Source organism: Pseudomonas triticifolii, from assembly GCF_014358015.1.
In the GTDB taxonomy this organism is placed as follows: domain Bacteria; phylum Pseudomonadota; class Gammaproteobacteria; order Pseudomonadales; family Pseudomonadaceae; genus Aquipseudomonas; species Aquipseudomonas triticifolii.
The window spans coordinates 60,665-77,222 of record NZ_JACONV010000017.1 but is presented as its reverse complement, the minus strand read 5'-3'; the positions used below and the strand labels follow the sequence as shown (position 1 = coordinate 77,222).

Genomic DNA, 16,558 nt, shown 5'->3' with positions numbered 1-16,558 from the left:
TCACTAATCGCTCTTATCAGGGAGGATCGGGCATGAAGGTTCTGGCGCCAGGTGCAAATACAGCTTTAGCGAATCCCCACTGCACCTGGAACCTGCAGAGCGGCCGGTCCTCGATCTTTGGTGAATACGCAGCCGTCGCGCTGCTGCCGGTTGACGAAAAGCGTCAGCCCAAGGGCGATCCGGCGCTGCTGCATCAGGAACAGAGCTGGATGGAGTGGAGCGGCGGTCCGCAGGACGTGGGTTGTGCGCTCAAGCTGGATCGGCTGCCCGCGGGCAGTGATCGTGTGCTGCTGATGGTGTACGTGTTCTCCGCCACTGGACCGGTTCGCGAGATTGCCAGCCTGCATTTGCAGGTCGATGCTGACATCGAGCATCGAATCGACCTGCGCGACAACGGCGAAGCGGCGATCATCATCGGCGAGTTCTACAAGCGTAACGAGCAATGGAAATTCCGCGCGTTGAGCGAAGGCTCGGCCTACGGGCTGTCGGCGTTCGGGCGCAAGATCGGGCTGGAGGTCGATGATCGTCATCCACGGCGTCCGGCGGGCGCGCCCAATGGCGGCGGCTCACATCACCAGTCGGCGACCGGAACGGCATTCGTTGTAGGGCCTGCGCATGTCATGACCTGCGCGCACGTCATCGAAGACATGAACGTGTTCTACATCAACTCACTGGAAGGGCGTTTTAAGGTCGAACCGGTGGTCATTGACCGGCGCAACGACATCGCGCTGCTGCGGGTGCAGGGAGCCTCGGCTTTGTCCCCGGTCACCTTTCGCGACGGTCCGGGCTGTGAACCGGGCGATAACGTGGTGGTGCTGGGCTATCCGCTGGCGTCCATTTCCGGCGGCGGCTTGCAGGTTACGCAGGGTGGCATATCCGGGCTGTTTGGCCTGCACAGCGATGCCAGCCTGTTCCAGTTCACGGCACCCATTCAGCCGGGCTCCAGTGGCAGTCCGTTGTTCGACAGCGGCGGGGCGGTCATCGGAATGGTGACGTCCACGGTGCCGGACGGGCAAAACATGAATTTCGCGGTGAAATCCGCACTGCTTCTGTCTTTTCTGCAGGCCTGCCGCGTCGACGCGCCGCACGCTCGCACGGAAAGGTCATACACCACTACAGAAATCTCGCGTGCAGCCCAGTCGTCGCTCTGGCTCGTAGAAGCCTCCCGCGAGTGACACCGGCGCTCCCGTAATCGGGACCGCTTTGACGGGCACATGCCAAGGGTTGCGACCCTAACAATCAGGAATTTATCGATGGACAGCAGCGCAGCGTCTTCCACTTCTATCCGGCTCGGTGCTGATTTGCTCCGCGGACGCCTCAATGTGAGCGTCGACGCGTCCACTATTGCCCCGGACTCCCTGTTCGGTTTTGCCGAGCGGCGCAATCCCAAGCGCGCTTTCCTGTTCGTCTCGCGGGTGCTGGGTCGGCACATTCCGGTTCGCCCAGGCGTTATGCTCGAGAGCTTTCAGAACCTGGCACACAAGATTCCCGCCGACCTGCCTGGCCCGGTGCTGGTGATCGGCATGGCCGAGACCGCCGTGGGGCTTGGTGCGGGTGTGCATCGAGCGTACAGCGCCTCGCGTTCGGATGTGATGTACCTGGTCAGCACACGTCATCCGACCGGCACTGACCTGTTCGCGCGTTTCGAGGAAGAACACAGCCACGCCAGCGCCCATCTGATTCACCTGCCGACCGACCCTGCGTTGCGCGACATGATGCTCAATGCCCGGTCACTGGTGCTGGTCGATGACGAGGCGTCCACCGGCAAGACCTTCATCAATCTCTATAAGGCGCTTGTCGATGCCGGTCTTGACCAGCTCGAACGCGTCGTGACCTGCGTGTTGACCGACTGGTCGGCAGGCGCAGTCAGCAATTCGATGGGCGCTGTCGCCGAACAGGTGTCCCTGCTGCAGGGGTCCTACTCGTTCGATGAAGATCCGAGCGCCCCCATGCCTGACATGCCGGAAGTCGGCACGGTTGCAATGGGCGACTGGCCACTGGTGACGGCCAACGATTGGGGCCGACTGGGCGTGTTGTCGGTCGACGACACGCTGGCGCCGGACATCAAGGTCGCCAAGGGCGAGCGCGTTCTGGTGGTCGGCACCAGCGAGTTTGTCTGGCGTCCGTTCCTGTTGGCCGAGCGTCTGGAAAAGGCCGGTGCCGATGTGCACTTCAGCTCGACGAGCCGCTCGCCGATTGCCCTGGGCCATGCCATCGACCACGCGCTGTCGTTCTCCGACAACTACGGCCTGGGCATTCCCAATTTTCTTTACAACGTGCGGCCGGGTCAGTTCGACCGGGTGCTGATCTGTACCGAAACGCCCAGTCAGGCGGTGCCTGCCGAGCTGATTCAAGCATTGAACGCCGAGGTGATCTGCGATGAGTAACACCCGCCCGCTGATCTTCGTCGATCTGGACGACACCCTCTTCCAGACCGCGCGTAAAACCCCGGCCGACATCGAAAAGCATGTCGCGACGCTGGATATCAGCGGTAACGCCAATGGCTACATGACCAACGTGCAGAAATCCTTTGCCCATTGGTTGCTGGCGCATTCCGATGTGGTGCCGGTGACTGCGCGCAGTGTCGAGGCCTATAGCCGGGTCAAGCTGCCGTTTACTGCAGGGGCCATCTGCTCCCATGGCGGCGTCATGCTCGACCTGATGGGGCGTGTCGACAAGGCGTGGAACGAGCATATGACTCAGACGCTCGCCGCCTATCAGACGCGTCTGCATGAGTTGTCGGCAGCCACCCTGACCATTGGTCAGGAAATGGGCGTGTCGCTGCGCGGCTGGGTTGTGGAAGAGGCCAGACTGTTTCATTACGTTGTGACCAAGCACAACGAGAGCGACGACAGCATCCTCACGCGCGTGCTGGCTGAAGTGCAGGCCCGTGGCCTGCTCGACGACATGCACGTGCATGGCAATGGCAACAATCTTGCGTTTCTGCCTAACGGTCTGGCCAAGCGCTATGCCGTTCAGGAATGGCTGCGTCGCGACAAGGCTGTGAATGGCGAGCGCCCGGTGCTGGGTTTCGGCGACAGCATTACCGATCTGGGTTTCATGGACGAGTGCCACTGGTGGGCAACGCCTGCCCGCAGTCAGTTGGCGAAAATGTTTGTCGGGGCTGCGCATGAGTAATCCGGTTCACGGGCTGGACACCGTGGGAAGTGGAAGCTATCTCGAAGGCGATGTGCATTTCCTGCTGCGCGGCGTCGAGATGCAGACCACGGACGTCGAGGAAAAGGAACGCCTGATCCAGACGCGGCAAAAGCATTACTCGGAGATGATCAGCGAGGAGGCCGCGCCCAGCGAAGCGCATCAGGCATTGTTCAAGCGCACGCTGGAGCAGAACGGCACACGTATGGCGGCCGACGTCCAGTCACTGGCGCAGGCGCTGGATCGTGAATACCCCGACTCCGCGATTGTGCTGGTGTCTTTCGTGCGCGCGGGTTTGCCGTTGGGCGTGCTGCTGCGCCGTGCCTTGATCGACATGGGGCGTGAAGCGCATCACTACGGCATCAGCATCATTCGTGACCGGGGCATCGACGCCGTGGCGCTTGAGGCGATTATCAAGGCTCATGGCGCGCAGAACATCGTGTTCGTCGATGGCTGGACCGGCAAGGGCGCGATTTCCGGGGAGATCAAGCGCAGCCTGGCTGGCGATTCACGCTTTCCCGAAGCGCCGCGTCTGGTGGTGCTGGCCGATCCGTGCGGCAGCGCCTGGCTGGCGGCGTCTTGCGAAGACTGGGTCATTCCGTCCGGCATTCTGGGGGCGACGGTTTCCGGGCTGGTTTCCCGTTCGATCTGGCCAGCCGACGGCGGGCTGCATGGCTGCGTGGTCTACGATCAGTTGCAGCCCCATGACGTTACCCGGCCATTCATCGAACAGATTGAGAACGAACGCCGTAGCCTGCGTTCTACTGCCACAGTGACACCATGGACGGCTGGACAGCAGCTTGCGCTCAAGTCTGCCGCTTCGCAGGTGGTAGAGCGTCTGGCAGAACGTTTCGGGATAACGAACCTCAATCGCGTGAAGCCGGGCATTGCCGAAGCCACGCGTGCGGTCATGCGTCGCGTGCCGGATCACGTCCTGGTGCGTGACACGGCTGACAGCGACGTACAACTGCTCCTGCATCTGACCGAAAAAGCGGGCATCCCTGTCGAGCAGGTCGGCAGCGCCCTGGGGCCCTATAGGGCGGTAACCATCATCCGGAGTCTGAGCTAATGGCCTTATTCTCGCCTTACGCGCTGGGGGCAACGCTGTACATGCCTGCTACCCGTGACGACATTCTGGATGTGGTGTTCGCGGAAAAACTTCCCGAATTGCGCTCGCTGGTCGTCTGCCTGGAGGACGCCGTCGCCTTGATCGACGTCGATACCGCGCTGGCTAATCTGCGCCAGGTGCTGACCCGCATCCAGGATCGTGGTGGTCGTCCGGCCAATGGCCCTTTGCTGTTCGTGCGTCCTCGTGACGCCGCGATGGCACGCATTCTCAACGACTGGCCTCTGATGGCTCACGTCGACGGCTTCGTCGTGCCCAAGTTGTCGCTGAGCACCTTGAAAAGTTGGGAGCAGGCTGTCACCAATCCTGCCCTGGCCTTGATGCCGACCCTGGAGACGCCGGAGGTGTTCAACCCGACGGCGATGGTCGAACTGGGCCAGGCCTTGAAGGCGAACCTGAACGAGCGGATCATTGCGCTGCGTATTGGTGGCAATGACCTGATGGGCTGCCTTGGCCTGCGTCGCCATCCAGCCATGACTCTTTACGGGACGCCGATGGGTTACGTCATTCCGATGCTGGCCGGGGTCATGGGCTCGCAAGGTTTTGCACTGACCGCTCCGGTGTTCGAGCAACTGGCCACTCCGGACATTCTGGAGCAGGAACTGACCCTGGACATTGCCAATGGTCTGGTCGGCAAGACCGCCATTCACCCATCGCAGGTCAATATCATTCAGAATGCACTGCGCGTCAGTCTTGACGACCTGAACGCGGCCCGGATGATTTTGAACTCTGTCGCGCCGGCTGTGTTCAAGTACAACGATGCGATGTGTGAACCGGCCACTCATTACAAATGGGCAACCCACATCATGGAGCGCGCCAAATGGCATGGAGTGCTACCCGCACCCGCTTCGATCATGGATGCCAGCATTCGACTCGCTGAGGCAGTTAGCTAGATGATAGAACCTGACCTTGAAGTCGAAGTGGAACAGCGCCTGCTGGCGGTGTTCGACTTCGATGGGACCATCACTCGACACGACAGCTTCGTGCCGTTCCTCAAATTTGCTTTCGGGCAGCGTGCCTTTTCAGTGCGCATGGCCAGGCTGGTATTGCCCAGTATTGGCTACCTGACCAAACGCGTCACCCGCGATGAACTCAAGGGCCGTCTGATCAAGGCCTTTCTGACGGGCGTTGACGCGCAGTGGTTGCAGCAGAAGGCTGAAGCATTCTGCGAACTCTACTGGTCGCGCCTGATGCGCCCGGCTGCGCTGGAGTCCATTGCGGCGGAGATCGAGAAAGGAGCCATTGTCACGCTATGTTCAGCATCGCCTGCTATGGTCCTGCAACCGTTCGCCAACCGCCTGAAAGTCGAGCTGATCGGCACCAATCTGGAAGTGATCGACGGCAAACTGACCGGTTTGATCGAAGGCAGTAACTGCCGCTGTGACTCCAAGGTGGCGCGTCTTGAGGGCGTTTACGGGCCGCTCACGCAGTTTCGCGTCAGGGCCTGGGGCGACACGCGGGGCGATCACGAATTGCTCGCGGCTGCTCAGGATGCGCACTGGCGGCATTTCCATCCGACATGGCGAAAAGGCCGTTACAAAGGCCCCATTAACGCCAAGTTACACAATCCCGATGGCAAAGATGGGCCAACACAGTAAGGCTGTAACACTTTTATCCGACCTGCGCAGTCCACATGGAGCGAAAAATGGCACTCACTTTGGCGAAAAACCAGACGATCTCACTCGAGAAAACCGCTGGTACCGGCCTCAAGAAAGTCAGCATGGGCCTCGGCTGGGACCCTGAGAAAGCGAGCGGATTCTTCGGCAAATTGCTGGGCGGCGGCGGTGGCGACATCGACCTTGACGCATCCTGCATCATGCTGGACGCCGACAAGAAGCCGCTCGATCTGGTCTGGTTCCGCCAATTGCAGTCCCGTGACGGTGCCATTCAGCACTCCGGCGACAACCGCACCGGCGAAGGCGCGGGCGATGACGAGACCATCAGCGTCGATCTGGAAAAAATGCCAGCGACCGTGAAATATCTGGTCTTCACCGTCAACTCCTTCACTGGACAGAACTTCGAAAAAGTCGCCAACGCATACTGCCGTATTGTCGACCTGGGCACGCGCAATGAGCTGGGCCGTTTCGATCTGTCCGAGAAAGGCCAGCACACAGGCGTGGTGATGTCTTACCTGTCGCGCACCCCAAGCGGCTGGGACTTCACCGCCGTGGGTCAGGCCACCAATGGTCGCACCGCCGATGATCTGGTCGATCTGGCCATTGGAGCCGTACGCGCATGACTCAACTTGTCCCAGGCGCCAATGCGCCGGTAGCTGCCGGTCCCCTGACGGTGGATGTCAGCTACTCCCCTCTAGCGGGCGCGGACATTGACGTGTCCGCGTTTCTGCTGACCAGCTCCGGCAAGGTCCGTGGCGATCAGGACATGTGTTTCTTCGGTCAGAAAAGCGTGAGCGGCGGTGCGGTCCAGTTGACCGAGGCGTCGTCTGGTCGCGCCGTGTTCACCCTCGACCCGGGTCGTCTGGACCCGGCTATCGAGAAGGTTGCGCTGACAGCGACCATTTACGAGAACAAGGCCAGCTTTGACAGCGTGTCACGGCTGGCTCTGACCATTACAGGCGATATTCAGGCAGATATTTCCACAGTCGGCATGAAAGAAACGGCGCTGATTCTGGGCGAGTTCTATCTGCGTCAGGGTGCCTGGAAATTCCGTTGCGTGGCGCAGGGTTTTGCGGGCGGTCTTGAGCCGCTGGCGAAGAATTTCGGGGTTGAAGTGGCAGCGCCGCAGGATCAGCCTGCACCTGCACCTGCACCTGCACCTGCACCTGCACCTGCACCTGCACCTGTTTCCGCTCCGCCAGCCGTCAAATCGACCGTCAGCCTGAGTAAAATCACGCTGGACAAGACACGCGCTTCGATCAGTCTGGAAAAGACCAGTGCGGGCTTTGGCGAAATCAGGGTCAACCTGAACTGGAATCGTCGCAGTGACAGCAAGGGTGGCGGTTTCTTCTCGATGAAGAAGAGCAATGCCATTGACCTTGATGTAGGCTGCCTGTTTGAGTTGCAGGACGGTCATAAAGGCGCTGTGCAGGCACTGGGCAACTCTTTTGGTTCGCTCAACACCGAGCCCTTCATCAAACTGATGGGCGATGACCGCACCGGCTCTGTCAGCGATGGCGAGTGGTTGCATATAAACGGTGCTCACTGGAACAAGATCCGCCGCATTCTGGTCTACGCATTCATCTATGAAGGTGCGCCGAACTGGAAAGAGACCGACGGAGTTGTCACTATCCACGCCCCGGGCCAGCCGCCCATCGAGGTTCGCCTCAATGAGGAAGGTGGTCGTCAGGGAATGTGTGCGATTGCGCTGCTGGAAAACGATAATGGTGCGGTCAAGGTGACGCGCCGTGTGGATTTCCACAACGGACACAGCAACATGGACAAGGCCTACAGCTGGGGTATGCGCTGGGCTGCCGGTTCGAAATAAACGACATACTCATTTTCTGAGGTCGGCCGTGCCGCCTCATGGGAGATAGACATGCTGGACTGGTTGAAAACTAACGCAACAGCGGCTCGCGACAAACTGGCTAACGAAGTTTCGAAGTTCAAGAATCGCGAATTCATGGACGCCGTGGTTTCCGGTTGTGCGCTGGTATCCGCCGCCGATGGCGATATCAGCTCCAGCGAAAAGCAGAAAATGGCTGGCTTCATTCAAAACTCTCAGGAACTGAAAGTTTTCGATATGAAGGAAGTCATTCAGGGCTTTCAGGACGCGTGCTCGAAATTTGAGTTCGATTTTGAGATCGGCCGTGCCGAAGCCCTGAAAACCATCGGCAAGATCAAGAAAAAAGAAGATGCCTCCCGTCTGTTGGTACGTGTCTGCTGTGCCATCGGTGGCGCAGATGGCAGCTTTGACGAGAAAGAGCGGGAAGTCTGCCGCACGATCTGTCGAGAGCTTGGCCTGAACCCATCCGATTTCGACCTGTAATTTTTCACCCTAAGGAACGCAGTTAAATGGAAAGCACCTCTCTAGGCTTCCCTCCACTTACCATGGCCGTATTCATCGGCCTGGCCATTACGGCCATGGCCATCGACATGTTTTCCCACCGGGGAAACAAGCCTATTACGCTCGCTCAGGCATCCGCCTGGTCGATTTTCTGGGTTGCCATTTCGTTGGCGTTTGCCGGTTTCCTCTACGTTCAGCACGGTTCTGAAGTTGCCACGCTGTTCGTTACCGGTTATGCGCTGGAAAAAGTGTTGAGCGTCGACAACCTGTTTGTGTTCATGGCGTTGTTCACCTGGTTCAAGATCCCGGACGGCCTGCGCCACCGTGTTCTGTACTGGGGCATCATCGGTGCCATCGTTTTCCGCGGCATCTTCGTCGCCATTGGTACCGGCCTGCTGGCTCTGGGCCCGTGGGTCGAAGTGGTGTTCGCGATCATCGTTGCCTGGACTGCCATCATGATGCTCAGGGCTGGTGATGACGATGACGAAGAAATCGACTACTCCCAGCACATGGCCTATCGCTTCGCCAAGAAGCTGTTCCCGGTATGGCCAAAACTGCACGGCAGCAACTTCTTCGTTCGCCGCTCGGTGCTGGAAGAAGAAGTGAAGAAGCCTGAGAACGCCGGTATTACCCTGGCGGCCAAAGGTGCGTTGTTCGCAACGCCGCTGTTCCTGTGTCTGGTCGTGGCTGAAATCTCCGACGTACTGTTCGCGTTCGACTCCGTACCCGCGATCATCGCGGTCAGCCGTGAGCCGCTGATCGTGTTCTCGGCGATGCTGTTCGCGATTCTGGGCCTGCGTACCCTGTACTTCGTTCTTGAAGCTCTCAAGCGTTACCTGGTGCACCTGGAAAAAGCGGTTATCGCACTGCTGTTCTTCATCGCCCTCAAGCTGGGCCTGAATGCGACCAACCACATTTTCCATCACGGTTACGAGATCAGCGCCAACGCCAGTCTTCTGGTTGTAGTGGTCGTTCTGGTAATCGGCATCGTCGCCAGCCTGCTCTTCCCGGGTAAAGAAGAGCCATCTGAAGAAAAAGCGTAAACACTGGATATAGGAGATAACCGAATCATGGCTTTGACTCTGCAAAAAGGTGGCAACCTTTCGCTGTCGAAAACCGACCCGACCCTGACCAATGTTCTCATCGGTCTGGGCTGGGATCCGCGAGCCACTGACGGCCAGGAATTTGACCTGGACGCCAGCGCATTCCTGCTGGGCGCCAATGGCAAGGTCCGCAGTGAAGCTGACTTCATTTTCTACAACCAGCTCAAGAGTGCCGATGGCTCTGTCGAGCACGCCGGTGACAACCGCACCGGCGCTGGCGACGGCGATGACGAAGTGGTCAAGGTCGATCTGACCCGTGTCCCTGCCGATGTCGATAAAATTGTTTTCGTCGTGACCATTCACGATGCCGACAGCCGCAAGCAGAACTTTGGTCAGGTGGGCGGTTCGTTCATTCGTGTGTTGAACGAGAAGTCGTCCTCCGAGATCGTTCGCTACGATCTGGCCGAAGATGCATCGACCGAGACAGCGATGGTCTTCGCCGAGCTGTATCGCAATGCTGGCGAATGGAAATTCCGTGCGGTCGGTCAGGGTTATGCAGGCGGTCTGAAGGCCGTTGCCAATTCCTACGGCATGAACTTCTGATTCGCGCTCAACTACTTTCTAGAAAAGGATCAAGAAAATGGCGGTAAGTCTGAGTAAAGGCGGCAACGTTTCCCTGTCCAAAGAGGCTCCTGGCCTGACAGAAATCACTGTAGGTCTGGGTTGGGATCCGCGTGTCACTGACGGCACCGAGTTTGACCTGGACGCGTCGATCTTCATCGTCGGCGAGAACGGCAAGGTCCTGGACGACAACAGCTTCATTTTCTACAACAACAAAAAATCGACTGATGGCTCGGTCGAGCACCTGGGCGACAACCGCTCCGGCGCAGGCGATGGCGACGACGAGTCTGCCGTGGTCAAGCTGACAGGCCTGGCTGCTGCGGTCAAAAAACTGGTGTTCGCGGTGACCATCCACTCGGCTGATGAGCGTAAGCAAAGCTTCGGTCAGGTTTCCAACGCGTACATCCGTGTTGTGAACAAGGCTGACGGCAAGGAAATCGCACGTTATGACCTGTCGGAAGACGCATCGACCGAAACCGCGATGATCTTCGGCGAGCTGTACCGCAACGGCGACGAGTTCAAGTTCAAGGCCATCGGCCAGGGCTTTGCAGGTGGCCTCAAGCCACTGGCAGAAGCTCATGGCGTGTCGATCGGCTAAACCCGAACCTTGCGCTCAATAAAAACCCCCGCCAGTGATGGCGGGGGTTTTTTATTGGCGTTCTATCAGGCGTTACAGAATCCCCGCGCCCTTGGCTGCCTTGAGCCAGTCCGGGAATTCTTCCATCAGCAAGTCATACAGCTTTTCTTCCGGCACTTCGTCCAGTCGGTCCAGGGCGAAGAAGTTGCAGTTGTCGACCACTCGACCGTCCATGTCGTCCAGCTTTTCCAGAATCCCGTAACCGCGTCCTCCAAGGCCCACGAACTGCCAGAAGATCGGCAGTCTGGCGGCTTCGACCATCAGTTTGCTGATCTCGCGATCCTGATGCACGCCACCGTCACTGATGAACAGAATATAAATCGGTGTCCTGTCACCCGACTGCTTGTAGTAGTCGATGACCTTGCGCATCGCCTTGGGCTCATCGTTGACGCGAGCGCCCAGCTCCCAGTCCTTCCATCCACCGTGATCGGTCTTGATGAAGTCCTTGAAGTTGGCAAGCGTGACGGCCGACAGTTGCTGGGGCTTGGCACCGAACGCCCAGCAGTCCAGCGCGCCGTCGTCATCGAAGTGCACGGCAAGGGGAATCAGCCGATCCACCACTTCCTGTACGTGTCCACGGGTGTATTGAGGGTTCATGGAGCCCGATGCATCCAGCACCAGGCCGACCCGCGCCCTGGTGTCGGTCAGGTTGGCTTTTTCCAGGCTGACCTGCGCTTTCTTGGCAAGGCTCACCAGTTGAGGTGCCGCAGCGGCGATCTTCTTTTCCAGGGAGATTTTCGCGGGTGCAACGGGTGCAGGCGCGGGAGCCTCAGCAACCTCGCCACCAAAATGCACCACCAGCGCATCTAGGCCTGCGTTGTAGCCCTGCAGGTTCGAGGCAAGTCGCCACTCGCCGTTCTTGCGATAGACGTCCGCGACCATGATTGCTTTCTCGGCCGCGAAGGTCGCACCGGAGAATTCGCAGCGTGCGACCTCGACGCTGTTTTGCTTGATGCTGAAATGGCTGGCCTGGATGTCGCTCATGGCGCCAGTACCGTCAATCGAGGCGGTGAACACCAGGCGGTCGATGGAGGCGGGCAGGCCGGAAAGCGCGAGCTGGAAGTCACCGCCGTTGACCTGTTTGACGCTGTTGCACGGACTGGCAGGCTGATTGAAGAAGACCATGTAGCGATCATCGGAAAGCTTACCGTTGGCATCAACACCAAAGCAGACGTAGTCGATGACGTGGCCGCTCTTGATCTCGATGGACAGGGTGAGATCGGAGCCTTGAATGAGGGTGGAAAGAGGGATGCGTTGACCCTGAGAGATAAGCATGTTTCTTCCTTGGCAATGAGGACGCCCATGCGCCCTCGATGGCGTATTCGGCGTTATCGTTCGCTTCTGCCCACACCAGCGGGTCCGGCAGCCAGCATGCGTCCGGCCAGGCGCGAGAATGGCAGGCTTTGCAGCCACACGGTACCGGGACCGGTGAGTCTGGCGAATACCATGCCTTCGCCACCAAACAGCATGGATTTGATACCGCCGCCGACCAGGCGAATGTCGTAATCGACCGTCTGCGTCATGGCGGCAAGGCAACCGGTGTCCACATCGAGCCCTTCACCCGCGGCCAGCTCGATTTTGCGCACGGTACCGCCCATGTGCACGAACACCCAGCCGTCGCCTTCGAGTTTCTGCAGCACAAAGCCTTCGCCGCCAAACAGGCCGGTGAGAATTTTTTTCTGGAACTGAATGCCGATGGACACGCCTTTGGCACCTGCCAGGAAGCTGTCTTTCTGGCAGATCAGCTTGCCGCCAAAATCGCGCAGGTTGAGTGGCAGAATGGTGCCGGGGTAGGGCGCGGCAAAGGCCACGCGTCCTTTGCCCGAGCCTTGCTGCGAGAAAACGGTGGTGAACAGGCTTTCGCCGGTCAGCATGCGTTTACCTGCGCCGAACAGCGAGCCCAGCAGTCCCGATGATTGATTGCTGCCGTCACCGAAGATGGTTTCCATCTGCACGTCACAGGTTTTGTACATCAGCGCTCCTGCTTCGGCGACGGCGCTTTCGCCGCGATCCAGTTCCAGTTCGATGAACTGGGTTTCCGTGCCATACAGTTTGAAGTCCACGCCATCGGTGCTCTGTGACGAACCGTAACCGCCCGACGCGTTCGGGTCGGGCGTGAACGATGGGCGCTTGATTGGCGCGGTGCTGGAGGCGGGTGCAGGAGGAGCGGTCACCGGGGCCGCCTGAGCGGGCAGGGCTGACGGTCGGGGCTGGATCATGTCTGGCGTCGGGTCTGGAAAAGGCGTGACGCCGTCTTTCTTCACGGCTCGCACTTCTGCGACCTGATAGATCGGTTTCCAGTCCGGCATGCCTTGTTTCCAGCACCATGCCCCGGGTGACTCGCGGGCGATCAGGCGTGCTGCGGCCGAGTCCATCGGGCCCAGTTGCCTGCCCGCATTCATTACAAACCAGTCTTCCACGTCCTCTGCTCCCGATTTGGATTCGATGACAGCGCTCAACTACAAGCGGATCAGATGCTCAGGCGCATGGACAGGTCCACAGCCTTCACGTCCTTGGTCATTGCGCCAATGGAAATGTAATCCACGCCGGTTTCAGCGATCACCCGCAGGGTGTCATCGTTGATCCCGCCACTGGCCTCAAGTTTGGCCCGGCCTGCGGTCAGGCGCACGGCTTCGCGCATGTCGTCCAGGCTCAGTTCGTCGAGCATGATGATGTCTGCTCCGGCGTCCAGCGCCTGCCTGAGTTCATCAAGGCTCTCCACTTCGACTTCCACCGGCTTGCCGGGGGCGATCTTGTGGGCCGCGTCGATGGACTCGGCGATACCGCCACAGGCGGCGATGTGGTTTTCCTTGATCAGGAACGCGTCATGCAAGCCGATGCGATGGTTATGACAGCCGCCGCACGTGACTGCGTATTTCTGCGCCAGGCGCAGGCCCGGCAACGTCTTGCGGGTGTCGAGCAGTTTTACCTGAGTGCCAGCGACCATGTCCGCAAAGTACTGCGCGCGGGTGGCCACGCCTGAGAGCATCTGCAGGAAGTTGAGCGCACTGCGTTCGCCGGTCAACAGCGACCTGGCAGGACCTTCCAGATGAAACAGCGCCTGATTGGGGCTGACTCGGTCACCGTCGCTCACCTGCCAATGCACGGCGACCCGAGGATCCAGCTGACGAAAGACGGCGTCGACCCAGGCGGTGCCTGCGATCACTGCAGCGTCGCGCGAGATAATCGTGGCTTTGGCCAGTCGCTCTGCAGGAATCAATTGGGCGGTGATGTCGCCACTGCCGACGTCTTCAAGCAACGCGCGGCGCACATTGGCTTCAATTTCGGCGGTCAGGGCGGCAAGGCGTAAATTCGGCATAGCAGGCTCCACTCACAAAGTCGTCCGAGTATAAGGCACCGCTCCCGTTCAACCCACCCGCGCGGGCTGCCTTGTCCTGCATTCAAGACATGCTGTTGGTCGGTTTATCAAAAAGCTTTGCGATGTAACGCAAATGACGCGGTCTATCCCCGCATAGAGGCAGTGCCGCCCTCGTTTGCGGGGACGAAAAGACTTAGCTGGCGTCGATGACAAGTTTTGAAAGATAATCCGACTTGTATTTGACGTCATAGGTTTGACGTGGCGCCAGCCAAGGGGATCGTTGAGCGACGCAGGCTGCAGGCCGCGTTGTGATGCGCTCAGGAAGTTCCTGTCAGGGGGTGTAATGCCGAACGACGAAAATGTAGTGCCGTTAAGCAAGATATCCTCCGTTCCAGGAGGCAGTGCGCCCCTGTCCCGCTTGCCCGTGGTTTTACTGCAAGTGCGTGACAAGGCTGCACAGCATCTCAAGGACGCATTGCAAGCGCTTTTCGACAACGCCGACGATACCCTGTTCGAGATGGCTGACCGCGCCAGCAGCAACAGCGAGCAAAACCTTTTCTTTGAAGCGATGCGGGACTTGCGCCTCAAGCGTAAAAGCATAGAGCGCGGCTTTCTCGACAAGTTCTATGAATCCTTTCTGGCGCTTGGCCAGTATCGAGTGAGCGAGCCCGTGCTGTCTGCGTCCGTATCGTTCGACAAGCTTGCGCTGGTGCCGAATGACGAGCTCGAAAAGACCGTTGCCGTCGATGCGATGGTCACTAAAGTCATGAGCCGCGACGGCCTTGCGCTGGGCCACTTCACTTTGCGCCTCAACGCATTGCTGCCACAGCCTGTGACGGATGAGACCAATCCCATGGGGCCGGCGATTCTGTGCAGGCTTTTTCTCGAAGCCGCACGCAGTCTGGGTGTCGAGATCAAGGTCAAGCTGATCATTCTCAAGCTCTTCGAACGCTACGTGCTGAGCAACGCCGACCATCTTTATGGTGAAGCGAATCAGCTGTTGATCGCCACCGGTATCCTGCCGGACATGAAGGCCTTGCCTGCGCGTCGTGCGTCTGACCATCCGACGCCGCGCGTTCGTAGTTCGGAGTTGTCCGCCCCTGCGTTGGCCGAGGCAGCCGATAAGCTCGATAAAGGCGTGCAAGAAGTGTTTTCGGCGTTGCAGGAGCTGTTACTGCAGGTCAGGGGCAATCTGACACCACGCCACGAACCCAACACCGAAGTACGCCCCATCTCCAGCAAGGACCTGCTGCGTCTGCTTTCGCACTTGCAGCAGTACGTGCCAGCACAGCAGGCCTCTGACGACTTCGACCTGCGTGATCAGCTTGAGCAATTGCTCACGCGTGTCAGCGTCAGGAGCGGCAAGTCCCGTGGTGTGGGTGCGGGTGATGAAGATGTCATCAACCTGATTGCGATGTTGTTCGAATTCATCCTCGATGACCGCAACCTGCCGCCTTCTCTGCTTGCCCTGATCGGGCGTCTGCAGATTCCGATGCTCAAAGTGGCGGTGCTCGATAAAAGTTTCTTCAGCCGTGGCAGTCATCCTGCCCGTCGTCTGCTCAATGAAATCGCCACAGCAGCGCTCGGCTGGGGTGGGCGTGATGATTATCAGCGCGACTCGCTCTACATGCGTGTCGAGCAGATCGTGCAGCGGCTGCTTAACGATTTTGTCGACGACCCGGTGATTTTTTCCGAGTTGCTGGCCGATTTTCTGGCGTTCACCAGCGATGAGCGTCGGCGCAGCGAACTGCTTGAGCAACGTACCCGCGACGCCGAAGAAGGGCGTGCCCGCGCCGAACTGGCGCGTCAGCGTGTGCAGCAGGAACTCAATCGACGTCTGCTGGGCAAGACACTGCCCGAGGCCGTTGTGCGCCTGTTGCAAGAAGCCTGGAGCAAGGTCCTGTTGCTGACCTGCCTCAAGCACGGTGATGGCTCCAGCGAGTGGCAGGCGGGGCTGGTAACCATGGACGAGCTGATCTGGAGTGTTGAACTGCACAACGATCCGCAAGCGTGTCAGCGACTGCTGGATCTGGTTCCCGGTCTGCTCAAGGCGCTGCGCGATGGCCTGACCAGCGCGGCGTTCGACCCTTTTGCCACCAGCGAGTTTTTCAGCCAGCTCGAGTCGCTGCATGTCCAGGCGTTCCAGCATCTGTCCCGGCTGCACGAGGTATCTGGTGATGAGGCTGCGGCAGGCATGCCGGCGTCCGTCACAGCGTTCGAGGGCCCGCCCATGATGCAAGTCATGGAAGAAATTGTCCTGATTGCACCCGAAGAAGCCCTGCTTCAAGAGATGCCCGTGCAACTGCCGGAGAATGACGCCGGTTTGCAGATGGTGGATACGTTGCGGGTTGGCTGCTGGGTCGAAATTCAGGAAGACGAAGAGCACAAGCTGCGCTGCAAGCTGACCGCTATCGTCGAGCCCGGCGGGCGCTACATTTTCGTCAACCGCACCGGCATGAAGGTGCTGGAAAAGACCCGGATAGGGCTGGCCGTCGAGTTTCGCCGCGGTGCGGTGCGGATTCTCGACGATGCCCTGCTGTTCGACCGTGCGCTGGAGTCGGTGGTCAGTCAATTGCGCAAGCTCAAGAAAGGCGCCTGACGCCCCTGGCGCTGTCGTCTGCTCTGGGCTGCGACGGCGTGTGGGGCAGGTGCTGCACGTCTTTAAGTCATTTCGTACAACACCGGCAGGGTGA

At 59.3% G+C, this 16,558-nt stretch carries 16 protein-coding genes; 13 read left to right on the top strand and 3 right to left on the bottom strand.

Annotated features, from left to right (window positions below):
• Positions 1 to 32 precede the first annotated feature (32 nt).
• The 12 genes from H8S56_RS19020 (at position 33) to H8S56_RS18965 (ending at position 10,507) form a co-directional block, all read left to right on the top strand.
• Complete coding sequence (locus H8S56_RS19020; protein WP_187519487.1) at positions 33 to 1,175, top strand: trypsin-like peptidase domain-containing protein; 1,143 nt, start codon at positions 33 to 35, stop codon at positions 1,173 to 1,175.
• Between the two features lie 78 nt (positions 1,176 to 1,253).
• A complete protein-coding gene (locus tag H8S56_RS19015; RefSeq protein WP_024684949.1) occupies positions 1,254 to 2,387 on the top strand; it encodes a phosphoribosyltransferase domain-containing protein in 1,134 nt (377 codons plus the stop codon).
• A complete protein-coding gene (locus tag H8S56_RS19010) occupies positions 2,380 to 3,138 on the top strand; it encodes an HAD family hydrolase (protein ID WP_024684948.1) in 759 nt (252 codons plus the stop codon). The genes H8S56_RS19015 and H8S56_RS19010 overlap by 8 nt, the downstream gene beginning before the upstream one ends.
• The gene (locus tag H8S56_RS19005; protein WP_024684947.1) at positions 3,131 to 4,225 is read left to right on the top strand and encodes a cysteine protease StiP family protein; all 1,095 of its coding nucleotides are present in this window, start codon (positions 3,131 to 3,133) and stop codon (positions 4,223 to 4,225) included. The genes H8S56_RS19010 and H8S56_RS19005 overlap by 8 nt, the downstream gene beginning before the upstream one ends.
• Complete coding sequence (locus H8S56_RS19000) at positions 4,225 to 5,175, top strand: HpcH/HpaI aldolase/citrate lyase family protein (RefSeq protein ID WP_187519486.1); 951 nt, start codon at positions 4,225 to 4,227, stop codon at positions 5,173 to 5,175. Before H8S56_RS19005 ends, H8S56_RS19000 begins: the two co-directional genes overlap by 1 nt.
• The gene (locus tag H8S56_RS18995) at positions 5,176 to 5,880 is read left to right on the top strand and encodes an HAD family hydrolase (RefSeq protein WP_024684945.1); all 705 of its coding nucleotides are present in this window, start codon (positions 5,176 to 5,178) and stop codon (positions 5,878 to 5,880) included.
• A gap of 47 nt (positions 5,881 to 5,927) precedes the next feature.
• Positions 5,928 to 6,521, top strand: a complete 594-nt coding sequence (locus H8S56_RS18990; protein ID WP_187519485.1) for a TerD family protein — start codon at positions 5,928 to 5,930, stop codon at positions 6,519 to 6,521.
• The gene (locus H8S56_RS18985) at positions 6,518 to 7,726 is read left to right on the top strand and encodes a TerD family protein (protein ID WP_187519484.1); all 1,209 of its coding nucleotides are present in this window, start codon (positions 6,518 to 6,520) and stop codon (positions 7,724 to 7,726) included. Before H8S56_RS18990 ends, H8S56_RS18985 begins: the two co-directional genes overlap by 4 nt.
• A gap of 51 nt (positions 7,727 to 7,777) precedes the next feature.
• Positions 7,778 to 8,227: a tellurite resistance TerB family protein gene (locus H8S56_RS18980; protein WP_024687514.1), complete on the top strand. Its 450-nt coding sequence runs from the start codon at positions 7,778 to 7,780 to the stop codon at positions 8,225 to 8,227.
• A gap of 26 nt (positions 8,228 to 8,253) precedes the next feature.
• Positions 8,254 to 9,288 carry a TerC/Alx family metal homeostasis membrane protein gene (locus tag H8S56_RS18975; RefSeq protein WP_187519483.1) on the top strand — a complete coding sequence of 345 codons (1,035 nt, stop codon included), beginning with the start codon at positions 8,254 to 8,256 and terminating at the stop codon, positions 9,286 to 9,288.
• A 27-nt stretch (positions 9,289 to 9,315) separates the two neighbouring features.
• Positions 9,316 to 9,891 (top strand): TerD family protein, encoded by a 576-nt coding sequence (locus tag H8S56_RS18970; protein WP_024687512.1) that lies wholly within the window; start codon positions 9,316 to 9,318, stop codon positions 9,889 to 9,891.
• Between the two features lie 37 nt (positions 9,892 to 9,928).
• A complete protein-coding gene (locus tag H8S56_RS18965; protein ID WP_187519482.1) occupies positions 9,929 to 10,507 on the top strand; it encodes a TerD family protein in 579 nt (192 codons plus the stop codon).
• 72 nt (positions 10,508 to 10,579) lie between these two features.
• Here the strand turns inward: H8S56_RS18965 and H8S56_RS18960 are convergent, their stop codons facing one another.
• From H8S56_RS18960 to nadC, 3 genes are read right to left on the bottom strand one after another with little or no spacing between them, the layout of a single operon-like run.
• The gene (locus H8S56_RS18960) at positions 10,580 to 11,821 is read right to left on the bottom strand and encodes a VWA domain-containing protein (RefSeq protein ID WP_187519481.1); all 1,242 of its coding nucleotides are present in this window, start codon (positions 11,819 to 11,821) and stop codon (positions 10,580 to 10,582) included.
• 53 nt (positions 11,822 to 11,874) lie between these two features.
• Positions 11,875 to 12,966 carry an AIM24 family protein gene (locus tag H8S56_RS18955; RefSeq protein WP_187519480.1) on the bottom strand — a complete coding sequence of 364 codons (1,092 nt, stop codon included), beginning with the start codon at positions 12,964 to 12,966 and terminating at the stop codon, positions 11,875 to 11,877.
• 50 nt (positions 12,967 to 13,016) lie between these two features.
• Complete coding sequence (gene nadC, locus H8S56_RS18950) at positions 13,017 to 13,865, bottom strand: carboxylating nicotinate-nucleotide diphosphorylase (RefSeq protein ID WP_024695117.1); 849 nt, start codon at positions 13,863 to 13,865, stop codon at positions 13,017 to 13,019.
• Between the two features lie 343 nt (positions 13,866 to 14,208).
• On the opposite strand from nadC, the gene H8S56_RS18945 reads away from it, so the two are divergent.
• The gene (locus tag H8S56_RS18945; protein ID WP_187519479.1) at positions 14,209 to 16,464 is read left to right on the top strand and encodes a DUF1631 domain-containing protein; all 2,256 of its coding nucleotides are present in this window, start codon (positions 14,209 to 14,211) and stop codon (positions 16,462 to 16,464) included.
• Positions 16,465 to 16,558: the final 94 nt, after the last annotated feature.

Bases quoted from the DNA above. Each gene is read 5' to 3' on its own strand.
- H8S56_RS18960 (WP_187519481.1), bottom strand. From the start codon at position 11,821: ATGCTTATCTCTCAGGGTCAACGCATCCCTCTTTCCACCCTCATTCAA.
- H8S56_RS18980 (WP_024687514.1), top strand. From the start codon at position 7,778: ATGCTGGACTGGTTGAAAACTAACGCAACAGCGGCTCGCGACAAACTG.
- H8S56_RS18970 (WP_024687512.1), top strand. From the start codon at position 9,316: ATGGCTTTGACTCTGCAAAAAGGTGGCAACCTTTCGCTGTCGAAAACC.
- H8S56_RS18975 (WP_187519483.1), top strand. From the start codon at position 8,254: ATGGAAAGCACCTCTCTAGGCTTCCCTCCACTTACCATGGCCGTATTC.
- H8S56_RS19000 (WP_187519486.1), top strand. From the start codon at position 4,225: ATGGCCTTATTCTCGCCTTACGCGCTGGGGGCAACGCTGTACATGCCT.
- H8S56_RS18990 (WP_187519485.1), top strand. From the start codon at position 5,928: ATGGCACTCACTTTGGCGAAAAACCAGACGATCTCACTCGAGAAAACC.
- H8S56_RS19020 (WP_187519487.1), top strand. From the start codon at position 33: ATGAAGGTTCTGGCGCCAGGTGCAAATACAGCTTTAGCGAATCCCCAC.
- H8S56_RS19015 (WP_024684949.1), top strand. From the start codon at position 1,254: ATGGACAGCAGCGCAGCGTCTTCCACTTCTATCCGGCTCGGTGCTGAT.
- H8S56_RS18945 (WP_187519479.1), top strand. From the start codon at position 14,209: ATGCCGAACGACGAAAATGTAGTGCCGTTAAGCAAGATATCCTCCGTT.
- H8S56_RS18985 (WP_187519484.1), top strand. From the start codon at position 6,518: ATGACTCAACTTGTCCCAGGCGCCAATGCGCCGGTAGCTGCCGGTCCC.
- H8S56_RS18965 (WP_187519482.1), top strand. From the start codon at position 9,929: ATGGCGGTAAGTCTGAGTAAAGGCGGCAACGTTTCCCTGTCCAAAGAG.
- H8S56_RS19010 (WP_024684948.1), top strand. From the start codon at position 2,380: ATGAGTAACACCCGCCCGCTGATCTTCGTCGATCTGGACGACACCCTC.
- nadC (WP_024695117.1), bottom strand. From the start codon at position 13,865: ATGCCGAATTTACGCCTTGCCGCCCTGACCGCCGAAATTGAAGCCAAT.
- H8S56_RS18995 (WP_024684945.1), top strand. From the start codon at position 5,176: ATGATAGAACCTGACCTTGAAGTCGAAGTGGAACAGCGCCTGCTGGCG.
- H8S56_RS19005 (WP_024684947.1), top strand. From the start codon at position 3,131: ATGAGTAATCCGGTTCACGGGCTGGACACCGTGGGAAGTGGAAGCTAT.